The organism is Faecalibacterium intestinale (genome assembly GCF_040096575.1).
GTDB lineage: Bacteria > Bacillota > Clostridia > Oscillospirales > Ruminococcaceae > Faecalibacterium > Faecalibacterium intestinale.
In genome coordinates, this window is record NZ_JBBMEN010000001.1 from 229,663 (window position 1) to 244,213 (window position 14,551).

Annotated in this window: 14 protein-coding genes; 5 read left to right on the forward strand and 9 right to left on the reverse strand. The window is 59.2% G+C overall.

From position 1 onward, the window contains the following. Positions 1 to 19: 19 nt before the first annotated feature. The 3 genes from WMO20_RS01070 to WMO20_RS01080 are packed head-to-tail and all read left to right on the forward strand — an operon-like array spanning position 20 to position 3,837. Positions 20 to 1,801 carry a Na/Pi cotransporter family protein gene (locus tag WMO20_RS01070; protein WP_316540542.1) on the forward strand — a complete coding sequence of 594 codons (1,782 nt, stop codon included), beginning with the start codon at positions 20 to 22 and terminating at the stop codon, positions 1,799 to 1,801. A 3-nt stretch (positions 1,802 to 1,804) separates the two neighbouring features. Then, positions 1,805 to 2,491, forward strand: coding sequence for a response regulator transcription factor (locus tag WMO20_RS01075; protein ID WP_015538540.1), 687 nt, complete (start codon positions 1,805 to 1,807; stop codon positions 2,489 to 2,491). Next, positions 2,488 to 3,837, forward strand: a complete 1,350-nt coding sequence (locus tag WMO20_RS01080; RefSeq protein ID WP_316540543.1) for a sensor histidine kinase — start codon at positions 2,488 to 2,490, stop codon at positions 3,835 to 3,837. The genes WMO20_RS01075 and WMO20_RS01080 overlap by 4 nt, the downstream gene beginning before the upstream one ends. Here WMO20_RS01080 and WMO20_RS01085 read toward each other — a convergent pair. From WMO20_RS01085 to WMO20_RS01095, 3 genes are read right to left on the reverse strand one after another with little or no spacing between them, the layout of a single operon-like run. Further along, positions 3,834 to 4,793 (reverse strand): hypothetical protein, encoded by a 960-nt coding sequence (locus tag WMO20_RS01085; protein WP_349185563.1) that lies wholly within the window; start codon positions 4,791 to 4,793, stop codon positions 3,834 to 3,836. The genes WMO20_RS01080 and WMO20_RS01085 overlap by 4 nt on opposite strands. Next, on the reverse strand, positions 4,790 to 5,578 hold the full coding sequence (locus WMO20_RS01090; protein WP_349185564.1) for a hypothetical protein: 789 nt from the start codon (positions 5,576 to 5,578) through the stop codon (positions 4,790 to 4,792). The genes WMO20_RS01085 and WMO20_RS01090 overlap by 4 nt, the downstream gene beginning before the upstream one ends. Beyond that, on the reverse strand, positions 5,575 to 7,035 hold the full coding sequence (locus WMO20_RS01095) for a spore germination protein (protein ID WP_349185565.1): 1,461 nt from the start codon (positions 7,033 to 7,035) through the stop codon (positions 5,575 to 5,577). Before WMO20_RS01095 ends, WMO20_RS01090 begins: the two co-directional genes overlap by 4 nt. 83 nt (positions 7,036 to 7,118) lie before the next feature. Between WMO20_RS01095 and WMO20_RS01100 the strand changes: the two genes are divergently transcribed. Both WMO20_RS01100 and WMO20_RS01105 read left to right on the forward strand, forming a co-directional pair. Next, a complete protein-coding gene (locus WMO20_RS01100) occupies positions 7,119 to 7,811 on the forward strand; it encodes a DUF421 domain-containing protein (RefSeq protein ID WP_112090016.1) in 693 nt (230 codons plus the stop codon). Beyond that, complete coding sequence (locus tag WMO20_RS01105) at positions 7,808 to 8,176, forward strand: DUF4363 family protein (protein WP_316540547.1); 369 nt, start codon at positions 7,808 to 7,810, stop codon at positions 8,174 to 8,176. The genes WMO20_RS01100 and WMO20_RS01105 overlap by 4 nt, the downstream gene beginning before the upstream one ends. An 88-nt stretch (positions 8,177 to 8,264) precedes the next feature. Here WMO20_RS01105 and acrA read toward each other — a convergent pair whose 3' ends face one another. From acrA to WMO20_RS01135, 6 genes are all read right to left on the reverse strand, one after another. Beyond that, positions 8,265 to 9,359 (reverse strand): acryloyl-CoA reductase electron transfer subunit beta, encoded by a 1,095-nt coding sequence (acrA, locus tag WMO20_RS01110; protein WP_112090018.1) that lies wholly within the window; start codon positions 9,357 to 9,359, stop codon positions 8,265 to 8,267. 21 nt (positions 9,360 to 9,380) lie between these two features. Next, positions 9,381 to 10,175 carry an acryloyl-CoA reductase electron transfer subunit gamma gene (gene acrB / locus WMO20_RS01115; protein ID WP_005926210.1) on the reverse strand — a complete coding sequence of 265 codons (795 nt, stop codon included), beginning with the start codon at positions 10,173 to 10,175 and terminating at the stop codon, positions 9,381 to 9,383. Between the two features lie 17 nt (positions 10,176 to 10,192). Then, a complete protein-coding gene (locus tag WMO20_RS01120; protein WP_112090019.1) occupies positions 10,193 to 11,362 on the reverse strand; it encodes an acyl-CoA dehydrogenase in 1,170 nt (389 codons plus the stop codon). Positions 11,363 to 11,468: 106 nt separating this feature from the next. Continuing rightward, on the reverse strand, positions 11,469 to 12,341 hold the full coding sequence (locus WMO20_RS01125) for a 3-hydroxyacyl-CoA dehydrogenase family protein (RefSeq protein ID WP_112090020.1): 873 nt from the start codon (positions 12,339 to 12,341) through the stop codon (positions 11,469 to 11,471). Positions 12,342 to 12,380: 39 nt separating this feature from the next. Continuing rightward, positions 12,381 to 13,166: an enoyl-CoA hydratase-related protein gene (locus WMO20_RS01130; protein ID WP_349185566.1), complete on the reverse strand. Its 786-nt coding sequence runs from the start codon at positions 13,164 to 13,166 to the stop codon at positions 12,381 to 12,383. A 123-nt stretch (positions 13,167 to 13,289) separates the two neighbouring features. Then, a complete protein-coding gene (locus WMO20_RS01135) occupies positions 13,290 to 14,507 on the reverse strand; it encodes an acetyl-CoA C-acetyltransferase (RefSeq protein ID WP_349185567.1) in 1,218 nt (405 codons plus the stop codon). Positions 14,508 to 14,551: the final 44 nt, after the last annotated feature.

Sequence of the window (14,551 nt, forward strand, 5' to 3'; positions counted from 1 at the left end):
TAAAGTGAGGAAAACACTTATGACCATTTTTAATGTCTTTTCGCTGCTGGGAGGTCTGGCTCTGTTTTTGTTCGGTATGGACATCATGGGCAAAGCACTGGAAAAGCAGGCCGGCGGCCAGCTGCAAAAAATTCTCAGCAAACTGACCGATAACCCCCTCAAGGGCTTTTTTTTGGGTCTGTGCGTGACCGCCGTCATCCAGAGCTCCAGCGCTACCACCGTTATGGTGGTGGGCTTTGTCAACAGCGGCATCATGGAGCTGCATCAGGCCATTGGCGTGATCATGGGCAGCAACGTGGGCACCACCGTGACCAGCTGGATCTTGAGCCTTTCCGGTTTGCAGGGCGACAGCCTGTTCATCCAGCTGCTCAAACCTACTTCTTTCAGCCCGGTGCTTGCATTTATCGGCATTTTGCTGTATATGTGTAAGAGTGAGAAGAAAAAAGGCGTGGGCACTATCCTTATCGGCTTTGCCGTGCTGATGACTGGCATGACCACCATGTCCAACGCGGTGTTGCCGCTGCAGAACGAGGCATGGTTCACCAGTCTGTTCACCCGCTTCTCCAACCCCCTGCTGGGCGTTCTGGTGGGCGCACTGGTCACCGGCATCATCCAGAGCTCCAGCGCCAGCGTGGGCATCCTGCAGGCGCTGAGCGCCACCGGTGTCATCACCTACGGCAGTGCCATCCCCATCATCATGGGTCAGAACATCGGCACCTGTGTAACTGCACTGCTGTCCTCGGTGGGTGCGAACAAAAACGCCCGCCGCGCTGCTATGGTGCACCTGTACTTCAACATCATCGGTGTGACCATCTTCCTGTTCGGATTCTATGGGCTCAACGCCGTCTGCCACTTTGCCTTTGTGAATACCACCATTGAGGCCTGGGGCATTGCAATCGTGCACTCGGTGTTCAACATTCTGGCCACTGTCATTCTGCTGCCCTTTGCCACTGGGCTGGAAAAGCTGGCTATCCTGACTATTCCCGATTCCCCGGAAAAAGAGGAGTTTGCTCTGCTGGATGACCGTCTGCTGAACACCCCTGCTATGGCTGTGGAGCGTGCCCGTGCCGCTACCGCCGAAATGGCAGAACTTGCCCGGGTGGGCGTGGTGCAGGCCATGAGCCTGACCCATGAATGGAGCGACGAGCTAGCCCAGAAGGTGCGGGACGAGGAGTGCCGGGTGGACCGGTACGAGGACGCGCTGGGCACTTATCTGGTCAAGCTGTCCAGCCGGGAACTGAACCACGCCGACAGCCAGAGCGTGAACACCCTGCTGCACACCATCAGCGATTTTGAGCGCATCAGCGACCATTCCGTTAACCTGCTGGAATCTGCCGAGGAGATGCACCAGAAGGAGATTCACTTCTCCAAGGATGCACAGGAGGAGCTGCAGGTGCTGGAGGATGCGGTGCAGGATACCCTGAGCCGCACTACCGATGCCTTCCGCAAGAGCGATCTGCACCTTGCTTCCAAGGTGGAGCCGCTGGAGGCCGTGGTCAACGAGCTGGTGCGTGCCATCAAGGCGCGGCACGTTGCCCGCCTGCAGGCTGGCAGCTGCTCTATTGAGTACGGCTTTGTGCTGGACGATCTGCTGACCAACTACGAGCGTGTGTGCGACCATTGCAGCAACGTAGCAGTTGCGCAGATCGAGGTGGCACAGGACAGCTTTGACACCCACGCTTACCTGAACGACCTGCGCCACGGCAACGACACCAAGGAAAGCGAAGAATTCCATCGCCGTCTGGGCCGCTACCGTGAGCGGTATCTGTTCCCGGACGGACAGACTGCTGAGGAGAATTGAGTTATGATCTATATCGTAGAGGACGACGCTTCCATCCGGGAACTGGAGCAGTATGCCCTGCAATCCAATGGCTACGAGGTGCAGGGCTTTGAAAGCGCCGAGCCCTTCTGGCAGGCTATGCGTGCCGCCGAGCCGGAACTTGTGATCTTAGACGTGATGCTGCCCGGCGAGGATGGCTTTTCCATCCTGAAAAAGCTGCGCAATACCCCTTCCCTGCGCAAACTGCCCATCATTATGGTCACTGCAAAATCCAGCGAGCTGGACACCGTGCGCGGGCTGGACTGCGGCGCAGATGATTACATTGCAAAGCCCTTTGGCATTATGGAATTTCTCAGCCGGGTGCGTGTGGCGCTGCGGCGCTCCGCCCCGGAGGTAAGGCCGGACGTACTGGTTTTCCATGAGATCCAGCTGGATAATGCCCGCCACAGCGTTACGGTAAACAGCACCCCTGTGGAGCTGACCTACAAAGAATACTGCCTGCTGCGGCTGTTGCTGGAAAACACCAGTCTGGTGGTGACCCGCGAGACCATTTTGCAGGTGGTGTGGGGCACCGACATCTCGGTGGAGAGCCGTACCGTGGATATGCACATCCGCACCCTGCGCAAAAAGCTGGGCGACGCGGGGCGTTACATCTGCACCGTGCGCAAGGTGGGCTACAAACTGACCGATGAGGAGGCCGAAGAAGAATGAAGCTGCGCAGCATGGAAGAAAAAATCAGCTACCGGTTGTTCCTGATGGGCTTTCTGGGGCTTATATTCACCGCAGCGCTGTGCATTTTTGTATTCCATAAAGCCTTTACGGCGCAGGCGTGGTCGGGGCTGGAGCGCGAGAGCGACCTTGTGCGCGCCGGGTACGAGCAGACCGGAGACCCCGCGCAGCTGAGTGCCTTTGTGACCGATGATCTGCGCGTGACGCTGATCAGTCAGGACGGCAGCGTACTGTTTGAATCTGCCACCGACCAGCCCATGGAAAATCATCTGACCCGCCCGGAGATCCGCGATGCCATTGCAAACGGCGAGGGACGGAACATCCGCGATTCCCAGACCATGGGCTACGAGACCTATTACTACGCGCTCCGGCTTTCCGGCGGGGACGTGCTGCGCGTGGCGCAGGACGCCGAGACCGTATGGTCTATCTACGACTCCACTATCCCGGCCATCGTACTGAGCTGTGTAGCGCTGATGCTGGCCGCTGCGGTGCTGGCTGCTCTGCTGACCAAGGCATTGGTACAGCCGGTGCTGAACATGACCGAAGATCTGGATCATATTCAGGAAAACGTGCCCTACCGGGAGCTGATTCCCTTTGCGGAAAGCATCCATTCTGACCGCATCCTGCGGGAGAACAACGAGAAGATGCGGCAGGAGTTTACCGCCAATGTCAGCCACGAGCTCAAGACCCCACTGACCAGCATTTCCGGCTATGCAGAGCTGATCGAGACCGGCATTGCAAAGCCGGAGGATGTGCCGGATTTCGGCCGCAAGATCCACAGCGAAGCCACCCGCATGATCCAGCTGGTCAACGACATTTTGCAGCTTTCCAAACTGGATACCGTAAGCGAGACCGGGGACACCCCGGTGATGGAAACGGTAGACCTTTTGGATGTGGCCAAGGAATGCGTGGAGCGCCAGAAACTGAATGCACGCCGCGCTTATATCTCCCTGACCTATCTGGGCGAGAGTGCCCCGGTGCTGGGCAGCCGCGCGCTGCTGGATGAACTGTGCCAGAACCTGTGCGACAACGCCATCCGCTACAACCGCCCGGGCGGCAAGGTGCAGATCATTACCGCTTGCAGCCGGGACGGGCACTGCTCCCTGACCGTGACCGACAACGGCATCGGCATCCCGCGGGAGGCACAGTCCAGCGTGTTCGAGCGCTTCTACCGGGTGGATAAGAGCCGCAGCAAAGCCACCGGCGGCACCGGACTGGGGCTTGCCATCGTCAAGCACATTGCCCGCATCCACAATGCCCGCATCAAGCTGGAAAGTCAGGTGGACGTTGGAACCACCATCACCGTTACCTTCCCCACTGCCTCTTAATACAGCATGAAATGCACGTCTGTCCGCAATTGCGGGCAGGCGTTTTTTGTTGGGTCAAAACTTGCGCCGCTGCCGTCCCGCAGCGCTGCCCGGGCTTGCAGGTGCAGCACATCCACGCCCTGCTGCCAGCAGCCTTGCAAAAGCGCCGTGCACTGCGCCGCAAGCTGTTGCTGCTGCGCCTGCGTGGGCAGCGGGCTGTGGGCGGCACGCTGACAGTCCAGCCGCACAAGTACCTGCGCCTTTTGCAGGGTGACCGAAACGGTGCAGCGCCGGATGCCAATGCGCTCCCCTTCCAGCCAGAGCTGCCGGGTGCCGCCTTGTTCGGTAAGCAGACGGTATACCTCGGCCTGCTCCGGGGACAAAAGCGTATTACCCACCACAGTGTGCAGAACACCGCCCTCCTGCAAAGACACCTCTTCCGCGCTCCACCCGAGAACCGGCAGAAGTCCCGGTTCTGTGTGCTCATACAGCCGGGGCGCGGTGGGCGCTGCGGCCTTTAGCTGTGCCATCAGGGCGTCCGGTAAAGCGGCCTGTGCGGCAAGGCGGTCTATCTCCCCTTCGGCGCAAAGCAGCCTTGCCGCCGTGCGTCCGCAGCCGCGCCGCAGCACAAGCTGCTCGTACTCTGTTAATAAGGGTTCTTCCGCTTTTGACAGCAGCAGGTAATCACACAGGCGGTAGCTTGCGGTTTGGGGCAGTGCCTGCTCTGCCGCATCCAGTGCCCGCTCCATCGTTTGGCCCTCTGCCTGCACAAACTGCAATGCAGCAGTGGCATCGGCAGCATCAGCGGCGGCCTGCGGTGCCTGATAAAGCAGCCCTGCCTGATACCCCTGTTCGCTCTGTGCCAGATACACTGCCCGCACCATGCTTTTCTCGGTGCTCTCGCACCGCAGGAACAAAAGGCACCACCCTGTCAGCAGTAAAAACAGCAGCGGCTTGTAAGATTTTGCATTTCTCATGGCTGCACCTCAGCTTCCGGCTGCTGCCAGAGCAAGCGGATGGCGGCACACAGCATGGCCACCCGGTAGACAGCGCACAGCAGCCACAGCAGCAAAAGCAGCGCATCCATGCGGGAAAAGCTGCCGCCGCTCCACGCCCGCAGCAGCTCCAGCCGAGGGTATGCGCCACTGCCAAACAGCAAAGCACTGCCCATCAAAGCTGCCGCCTGCACCGCAAAGCCCCATACCGGCAACCAGACCGTGTGGCGAGCAGACCGCGTGCTGCACAGAAGGGCTCCGGCAAAGTATTCTGCATAGACCGGTACGCTCCAGTTTGTTCCAGTCGGCTGTGCCGGGGTGAACAGCCGGTACCAGTGCAGCTGACCGGCAAGCCCCAGCAGACAAACCACGCCGCCCACGGCTACAAACCACCACAGCACCCGCGCCGAGGCGTTCCAGCTTGCGGGACGGATGCACCACCCCGCCCAGAGCAGCAGCGGCAGAAAGCCCAGCAGCGCCATGGAGGAAAACTCTGCCGTGCACAGCCCTTGTGCCTGCACGAGGGTGTGCACCAGTTCCATAAATAGCCCGGCTGTCAGTGCCAGCCGTACCGCCAAGGAGGGCGCTTTATCCCGCAGCGCCGCCGCAGCCAGCGCTGAAAGAATGCACAGGCACACCGTGCTGACTGCGCCCAGCCACAGTGCCCGGCGCACCGGGACACCCTGCGGGATGCCATCTGCCAGCGCTGCCGTGACCACGCTGAGGGTCAGCGCTGCTGGGGTAAAATATCCTGCTTGCTGCTTCATGTCTGCCGCTTCCCCCTCTCCCGCTTTTGCCAGATATTGAACCCGTGCCGGGACAGCTGCCGGTAGTTGCGGCGCAGAACACCATCCTCGGAAAGCGGCTGCTGCGGGAACGGGTGCGGCGCAAGATAGGACACGCCCAGCGCTTCGGTGCTGACGATGCTGAGCAAAAAGCCGAAAAACGCCGCTGCCAGCCCTACCGGCCCGGCAAGCCCTGCCAGCAGCACCGTGCCGATGCGCAAAAGGGTGGCGGGCTCATACAGTCCCGGGGTGACAAAGACCGCAATGGCCGTAATACTAGCCACAAAGATGACCGGGGTGCTCATAAGCCCGGTGGCAATGGCGGCGTCTCCGATGATGAGCGCCGACACCAGACTGACCGAGTGCCCCAGCGACTGCGGCATCCGCAGACCCGCCTCCCGGATGATCTCTAAGATCAGGATCACCAGCAGCATCTCGGCAAAAAGGGGCAGCGGCGTAGCCTTTTCGGCTGCTTCGATCTTATACAGCAGCTGCGGGGGCAAAAGCTCCGGCAGATACACCGCCACGCACACAAAGACCCCCGGTAAGAACACCGTAAGGTAGAAAGAAAAATATTTCAGCACCCGCAGAAAAGAGGAAAACGCCGCCGTAGAAGCGTAATCATCCAGACACTCGAACTGCTCGCTGAACAAAGCGGGCAGCACCAGCGCTGAGGGGCTGCCGTTGACCAAAATTACCAGCTTGCCCTCGCAGAGCTTCGCGGCGGCGACCGCCGGGCGCTCGGTGTAGTGTACCGGGGTGAACAGCCGCGCCTTGCCGGGTAGCAGCCACGGCACAAAATAGCTGGAATCCAGCAGCAGCTCCGGCCTTGCACTTTGCAAAATGGTACGCACCCGGCGCACCATGGCAGGGTCGGCACGGTCCTTGCAGTAGCAAAGGGCATACTCTGTATTGCAGCAGGTGTGCGCCTGTGCAGCCTCCTGCACAAGGGTGTCGGTGCGGACAAGACGGCGCAAAAGGCTCAGGTTCACCCGCAGCAGATCGGTAAAGCCTTCCCTGCTGCCGCGCAGATTGCCCTCGCCGGATGGCTCTTCCACAGAGCGGAACTTGAGCCCCTGCACCGAAAAAACAATACCGCTGCTGCATCCCTCTAACAGCAGCACAGCCATGCCGGCTGTCAGCCGCGCTACAAGCTGCGGCAGATCCTGCACCGGGGCGCTCTCAGCCGGAAAAGCCGATCCGTGCAGGATATACGCATAGGCCTGTGCGCCGGTAAGCCGGACAGAAGCAGACTGGCGTCCGGCAGCGTCCAGCAGCAGTTCCCAGAGCGAATCTAAGCTTGCCATGCCGTCAAACATTACGATACATCCCGGACAGCCATATAAAACGATCTTCTTCGCATAATAATCTGCCGACTTGCCAAACCTAGCATCAAGCGCGGACAGGTTTTCCGCAAGGCTTTGCGAAAGCTGCTGCACATCTATCACTCCTTTGTATGTGCAGTATGCCCGCTTTGCCGCAGCGGAATACGCCGCGCACACCGCACCGGGAGGGTTTGTGCATGAAACTGCTGCTTTGCCGCACCATTATCCTGTATCTCTGCGTTTTGTTTGCCATGCGGCTGATGGGCAAGCGTCAGCTGGGAGAGTTGCAGCCGGAGGAGCTGGTATCCACCATCCTGATCTCCAATCTGGCGTCCATCTCCATTGAGTCAGAGGATGTGCCCATCACCGCCAGTCTCATCCCGCTGTTCCTCATTGCGGCGCTGGAACTGCTGGGTTCAGTGGTAAGCTTCCGCAGCCAGAAATTCTTCAATTTTCTCTCCGGGCGACCCAAAACGGTCATTCTGGACGGAAAGATCGATCAGAACGCTTTGCGGATGCTGCGGCTGACCACCGCTGACCTGATGGAGGCGCTGCGCGGCAAGGATATCTTTGACCCGCGCAGGGTGTCTTACGCCGTCATTGAAACGAACGGCACATTGTCGGCGGCGCTTCGCCCGGAGCAGGAAGCAGCCACCCTGTCCGACTTGCAGCTGAAGGTGCAGCAGACACAGGCCACCATCCCCTTTGTGCTGGACGGACAGGTGCTGGAGGATAATCTGCGCTGGTGCGGCAAAGACCGTGCGTGGCTGGAACGCACCGCCACGGCAAACACGGTTTTGCCGCAGGAGATCTTACTGCTTATCGGCAACGAGACCGAGGACTATTTTCTGCTGAAAAAGGAAGGCCGTCAGCCGGGAGGAAAACGATGAAGCGGATCTATGCGTGTATCCTGATCGTAGCTGCGCTGCTGGGGATATCTCTTTATAGCAGCGGACGGGTGCAGGGCTTTGCGCAGGACATCTCGGCTGACTTGGACTGTGCCCTTGAAGCTGTGCGGCAGAAGGATCTCCCCACTGCGCGGCAGGCGCTTGCCGAGGGCGCAGAGCTGTGCGACACCATGCGCCAGACTATGAGCCATCTGCTGCGCACTGCTGACTACACAGAGCTGGAAGCTGCACTGCGGGCGGCGGACGGATACCTTGAGCAGCAGGCCACCGAGGATGCGCTGGGCGAGCTGCGCCGCGCACAGGTAGAGGTGGAGCGGCTGGAATGGCTTGCCCGGCGGCTGGTGTAAGCGGCACGCAAAAAAGGAGAGCGGCTCCGAAGAACCGCCCTCCCACAATTCAGGCTATGCTATTGTAAATATGCTCGGGGACAGATGATCACAGAGCAGCCTTTGCTGCCTCGATCTGCTTGATCAGCTCGGGCACGACCTTGAACAGGTCGCCCACGATGCCGTAGTCTGCAACACCGAAGATGGGAGCACCCTCGTTCTTGTTGACGGCGATGATGCACTCAGAATCCTGCATACCGGCGGTGTGCTGGATGGCACCGGAAATACCCAGAGCCACATAGATCTTGGGGTGCACGGTCTTGCCGGTCTGACCGACCTGATGGTCAGCGGTCATCCAGCCTGCATCGGTGACGGCACGGGAAGCGCCCACGACACCGCCGCCCAGAGCGGCTGCCAGCTGCTCGGCCAGCTCGATGCCCTTGTTGACATCCTTGCTGATACCACGGCCCACGGAGACGATGACGTCTGCGCCGATCAGGTCGACCAGCTTCTCAGCGGCCTTCTCCACGCTCAGCACTTCGGTCTTGATGTCCTCAGCGGTCAGGCTGAAGGCGGGCTTGACGATCTGGCAGGCATCAGCCTTGGCCTGATCGAAGGGAGCCTTCTTCATAACACCGGGACGCACAGTGGACATCTGGGGACGGAAGCGGGGGCAGATGATGGTAGCCATCAGATGGCCGCCGAATGCGGGACGGGTCATCTTCAGGTTGCGGTCTTCCATATCGAACTTCTGCTTGGACAGGTCGATGGTGGAGCTCTCCTTCAGGAAGTCGATGTACTTTGCAGTGTCGATATCCAGATGGGTAGCGTCGGCGGTCAGGCCGGTGTGCAGACGGGCTGCGCAGCGGGGGCCGAGGTCGCGGCCGATGTTGGTAGCGCCGATCAGCAGCACCTCAGGCTTGTACTCGTTGACCATATCGCACACGACCTTAGCGTATGCGTCGGTGGTGTAGTTCTTCAGCAGGGGGCTGTCGCACACCAGAACCTTGTCGGCACCGTAGCCGCCCAGCTCCTTGGCAATGCCCTCCACGTTGTCGCCCAGCAGCAGGCCGGTGACCTCGCAGCCCAGCTCGTCGGCCAGCTTACGGGCCTCGCTAACCAGCTCGAAGTCAGTGGACATCAGTGCGCCCTGGCGCTGCTCGCAAAAGACCCATACGCCCTTGTATTCGTTAAAATCAGCCATTGTAATCCTATGCTCCTTTCATCAGATCAGGTGCTTCTTGGCCAGGATGCCAGCCAGCTGGGCAGCAACATCGTCGCCCTGCAGCATGGTGCCTGCGCCCTTCTGCGGAGGAGTGAAGGACTTAAAGACGTTCGTCGGAGAACCCTTCAGGCCAATGGTGTCCACCTCGATCAGCGGATCGTCCTTCAGTGCGTTGTAGTCGAACACTTCCATGGGCTTGTCGTAGCAGGTAAAGATGCCGTTCACGCTCATGTAGCGGGGGTCGTTCAGCTCCTTGATGCAGGTCAGCAGGCAGGGAGTCTGCACCTTGACCATCATGTAGCCGTCCTCCAGCATACGCTTCACGGTCAGGGTGTTGCCGTCCTTCTGGATGTCGGCAACGTAGGTGACCTGCGGCAGATGCAGCTTTTCAGCGATCTGGGGGCCGACCTGTGCGGTATCGCCATCGATTGCCTGACGACCGCAGAACACAACGTCCTCGGGGCCAACGCCGATCTTGTTGACGGCAGCAGCCAGGATCTGGCTGGTTGCAAAGGTATCGGAACCGCCGAACTCACGGCCGGAGACCAGAACAGCCTTATCAGCGCCGCGGGCCAGCAGCTCACGCAGCATACCCTCTGCCGGCGGGGGACCCATGGTGACAACAACGACTTCACAGCCGGTGGCGTCCTTCAGCTTCAGAGCAGCCTCCAGAGCATTCAGGTCATCGGGGTTGGTGATGGTTGCCATGGATGCACGATCCAGAGTGCCATCGGGCTTGACGGACACCTTGCCGGAGGTATCAGGAACCTGCTTTACACAAACAATTGCTTTCATTGTAACTCTTGCCTCCCTTACTTCAGCAGCGCGCCGGAAATGACCATCATCTGCACTTCGCTGGTGCCCTCGTAGATCTCGGTGATCTTGGCATCACGCATCATGCGCTCGATGGGGTAGTCACGGGTGTAGCCGTAACCACCGAACAGCTGCAGGCAGCGGCGGGTCACATCGCTTGCGGTGCGGGCTGCAATCAGCTTAGCCTGAGCAGCCTCGACGCTGTAACGAACCTTTGCGCCATCCATAGCCTGCTGCTTCTTCAGAGCGGCAGCATAAACCAGATACTTAGCAGCCTCAACACGAGCCTTCATCTCAGCCAGCTCAAACTGGGTGTTCTGGAAAGCAGCGATTGCACGACCGAACTGCTTGCGCTCCTTGACGTAAGCAACGGTCTCCTCCAGAGCGCCCTCGGCGATGCCCAGAGCCTGAGAAGCGATGCCGATACGGCCGCCGTCCAGCGTAGCCATAGCCAGCTGGAAGCCCTTGCCGCGCACGCCCAGCATACGATCCTTCGGGATGCGGCAATCCTCAAAGATCAGCTCGCAGGTAGAAGAACCGCGGATACCCATCTTGTCCTCTGCCTTACCAACAGAGAAGCCCGGGTCGGTGCGCTCCACGATGAAGGCGGAGCAGAGCTTGGTGGGACGGCCGCGCTTATCCAGCACGTTATCGGTAACGGCGATGACGATGAACACATCAGCAAAGCCGGCGTTGGTGATGAAGATCTTGGAGCCGTTCAGCACCCAGTAATCGCCATCTTCCTTGGCAATGGTCTGCTGACCCTGCGCATCGGTACCAGCGCCCGGCTCGGTCAGGCCGAAAGCACCCAGCCACTCGCCGCTGCACAGCTTCGGCAGGTACTTAGCCTTCTGCTCGGGGGTGCCGTTCTCGTAAATGGGGGCAGCGCACAGGCTGGTGTGAGCAGAGACGATGACACCGGTGGTGCCGCAGACCTTGCTCAGCTCCTCCACGGCCATGACGTAGGACAGCACATCGCCGCCTGCACCGCCGACCTCAGTCGGGAAATAGATGCCCATCATGCCCAGCTTGCCCATCTTTTCGACGGTCTCCTTGGGGAAGTATTCCTCTGCGTCAACCTTCTTTGCCAGAGGCTTGACTTCGTTCTCAGCAAACTCGCGGTACATTTTCTGCACCATCTGCTGCTGCTTGGACAGAGTAAAATCCATCGCTATATCCTCCTAACAGGTCTTTTTTCATTTACCGGAATAGCCCGGTGCAAACAAATTCCTCCCGACTGCTTTCCCCGCAGCCGGGAGAAATGTTTATCAGAACTTACAGCTGGTCAACCGGGGTCTTGGTGCGGTCTGCGTTGTAAACGTAGAAGCCCTTACCGGTCTTGCAGCCCAGATTGCCGCCGCGCACCATCTTGCGGATCAGCGGGCAGGCACGGTACTTGCTGTCGCCGGTCTCGTTGTACAGCACGTCCATGATGGCCAGGCAGATGTCCAGACCGATGAAGTCGCCCAGTTCCAGGGGTCCCATGGGGTGGTTAGCACCCAGCTTCATAGCGGTGTCGATGCCGGCGATATCAGAAACGCCCTCCATCTTGATGAAGGCAGCCTCGTTGATCATGGGGATCAGGATGCGGTTGACCACAAAGCCGGCAGCCTCGTTGACCTGAACGGGGGTCTTGCCGATGGCAACGGAGATCTCCTTGATCTTCTCAACGGTCTCAACGGGGGTGTTGCAGCCGGCGATGACCTCGATCAGCTTCATGCGGTCTGCGGGGTTGAAGAAGTGCATACCGATCAGGGGACGGGTCAGACCCTTGCCGATCTCGGTGATGGACAGAGAAGAAGTGTTGGAAGCGAAGACGCACTCGGGCTTGCAGATCTTATCCAGCTCACCGAAGGTGGTCTGCTTGACCTTCATGTCCTCGAAAGCAGCCTCAACGACCAGATCGCAGTCTGCGCACAGATCTTCCTTCAGGCCCGGGGTGATGGCTGCAACGATCGCGTCAGCCTTCTCCTGAGTCATCTTTCCCTTAGCGACCAGCTTCTCGTAGCCCTTCTTGATCTTTGCCAGACCATTCTCGGCCCACTCCTGCTTGATGTCGCACAGAGCAACGGTGTTGCCCTCAACCTGTGCAAATGCCTTTGCGATGCCCTGACCCATAGTGCCAGCGCCGATAACACCGATCTTCATAGGAAATCTCTCCTTTAATATCAAAAATTATGTAATGGATTAGTTGTTGGTGAACACTGCCTTGGGCTTCGGTTTCTCACGGGACAGGAAGCAGGCCATGCCCTCCTGCTGATCGTGGGTCTCGAAGCAATCGCCGAACAGCTTCTCTTCGACCTCAACAGCCTTCTCGATGGGCAGGCTGATGCCGTCGTTCATTGCCTTCTTGCAGTTGCGCACAGCAATGGGAGCGTTCTTTGCGATCTTGCCTGCCAGCTTCAGGACATTCTCCATCAGCTCAGCCTGCGGATACACGGCGTTGACCAGACCAATGCGGTAAGCCTCGTCAGCCTTGATGTTCAGAGCAGAGTAGACCAGCTGCTTTGCCATGCCCATGCCGACCAGACGAGCCAGACGCTGGGTGCCGCCGAAGCCCGGGGTGATACCCAGACCGACTTCCGGCTGACCGAACACAGCGTTGTCAGAGCAGATGCGGAAATCGCAGCTCATAGCCAGCTCGTTGCCGCCGCCCAGTGCAAAGCCGTTGACGGCTGCGATGACGGGGATGGGGAAATGCTCAATCATCAGGAACACATCATTGCCCAGCTTGCCGAAAGCTTCGCCTTCTGCCTTGGTCATGGTGCTCATAGAGCCGATATCGGCACCGGCAACAAAGCTCTTGTCGCCTTCGCCGGTCAGAACGATGCAGCGGACAGTCTCCTGATCGACTGCCTCAAAAGCAGCCTTCAGGTCAGCCAGAACCTCGGGGTTCAGGGCGTTCAGTGCCTTGGGACGGTCGATGGTAATGACCTCAACAGCGCCCTGCACCTCGGTTTTTACAAATGCCATTGTGAAAACCTCCATTTCATACAGTTCAGTTTTTTCAAAACAGCCCCCGGAACGCGGGAGGGCTCTCCGGTTCCCTCCGGCGCTCCGGGTCTGTGGTTCAATCAGGATTCAGAGAAAAAGTGCTTAGTCCATCTCAACGATGGTAGCGCAGCCCATGCCGCCGCCGATGCACAGGGTAGCCAGACCCTTGTGAGCACCACGGTGCTTCATAGCATACAGCAGGGTGACCAGAATACGAGCGCCGGAAGCGCCGACCGGGTGGCCCAGAGCAATTGCGCCGCCGTTGACGTTCAGCTTGTCCTTATCAAAGCCCAGAGCCTCGCCGACAGCGATGGACTGTGCTGCGAATGCCTCGTTGGCTTCGACCAGATCCATATCGGCAACGGTCATGCCGGTCTTGGCCATGACCTTCTTGGTAGCAGCGATGGGGCCCAGACCCATGACCTCGGGCTCAACGCCTGCCAGAGCACCGGCAACCCAAGTTGCCAGAGGCTTCACGCCCAGCTCCTTAGCCTTCTCCTCGCTCATGACGACCAGAGCAGCAGCGCCGTCGTTGATGGCAGAAGAGTTAGCAGCGGTGACGATGCCGTCCTTGGTGAAGGCGGGCTTCAGCTTTGCCAGAACCTCGGGAGCGCTCAGACGGGGGCCCTCATCGGTATCGAACACGGTGTCGCCCTTCTTGCCCTTGATGACAACAGGAACGATCTCGTCCTTGAAAGCGCCGTCCTTGATGGCCTTGTCAGCCTTCAGCTGGCTGTTGTATGCGAACTCGTCCAGCATCTCGCGGGTGATGGGGCTGTAGCCGTACTTCTTCTGGTAGGTCTCGTTGGTGCAGACGTTCTCAGCGGTCATGCCCATGTGCTTGTTGAAGCCGCAGGCATCCCACAGTGCATCGTTGACCATGGTATCCACGATCTCGCTCTTGCCCATGGGAGCACCCATGCGGTAGCCATAGCGAGCCTTCTGCAGTGCGAAGGGAGCCATATCCATGTTCTCCATGCCGCCTGCAACAACGATATCAGCATCGCCTGCCTCGATCATCTGAGCAGCCATGTTCACGCAGTTCAGACCGGAGCCGCAGACCACGTTGACGGTGACGGCGGGGGTCTCGATGGGCAGGCCAGCCTTCAGGGCAGCCTGACGAGCGACGTTCTGGCCCAGACCAGCCTGAATGACGCAGCCCATGTAAACATGATCGACCTGCTCGGGCTTGACGTTTGCACGGTTCAGAGCCTCCTTGATGACGATGGAGCCCAGCTCAGTAGCGGGAACGTTGGCCAGAGTGCCACCGAACTTGCCGATAGCGGTGCGGCATGCAGATGCGATAACGATCTTTTTCATGTGAATAGCCTCCTGAATTGTGTATGTGTGTTACTTATCGGTTA

Coding starts and splice junctions, on each gene's coding strand:
- WMO20_RS01070 (WP_316540542.1), top strand. CDS start 20: ATGACCATTTTTAATGTCTTTTCGCTGCTGGGAGGTCTGGCTCTGTTT.
- WMO20_RS01075 (WP_015538540.1), top strand. CDS start 1,805: ATGATCTATATCGTAGAGGACGACGCTTCCATCCGGGAACTGGAGCAG.
- WMO20_RS01080 (WP_316540543.1), top strand. CDS start 2,488: ATGAAGCTGCGCAGCATGGAAGAAAAAATCAGCTACCGGTTGTTCCTG.
- WMO20_RS01085 (WP_349185563.1), bottom strand. CDS start 4,793: ATGAGAAATGCAAAATCTTACAAGCCGCTGCTGTTTTTACTGCTGACA.
- WMO20_RS01090 (WP_349185564.1), bottom strand. CDS start 5,578: ATGAAGCAGCAAGCAGGATATTTTACCCCAGCAGCGCTGACCCTCAGC.
- WMO20_RS01100 (WP_112090016.1), top strand. CDS start 7,119: ATGAAACTGCTGCTTTGCCGCACCATTATCCTGTATCTCTGCGTTTTG.
- WMO20_RS01105 (WP_316540547.1), top strand. CDS start 7,808: ATGAAGCGGATCTATGCGTGTATCCTGATCGTAGCTGCGCTGCTGGGG.
- acrA (WP_112090018.1), bottom strand. CDS start 9,359: ATGGCTGATTTTAACGAATACAAGGGCGTATGGGTCTTTTGCGAGCAG.
- acrB (WP_005926210.1), bottom strand. CDS start 10,175: ATGAAAGCAATTGTTTGTGTAAAGCAGGTTCCTGATACCTCCGGCAAG.
- WMO20_RS01120 (WP_112090019.1), bottom strand. CDS start 11,362: ATGGATTTTACTCTGTCCAAGCAGCAGCAGATGGTGCAGAAAATGTAC.
- WMO20_RS01125 (WP_112090020.1), bottom strand. CDS start 12,341: ATGAAGATCGGTGTTATCGGCGCTGGCACTATGGGTCAGGGCATCGCA.
- WMO20_RS01130 (WP_349185566.1), bottom strand. CDS start 13,166: ATGGCATTTGTAAAAACCGAGGTGCAGGGCGCTGTTGAGGTCATTACC.
- WMO20_RS01135 (WP_349185567.1), bottom strand. CDS start 14,507: ATGAAAAAGATCGTTATCGCATCTGCATGCCGCACCGCTATCGGCAAG.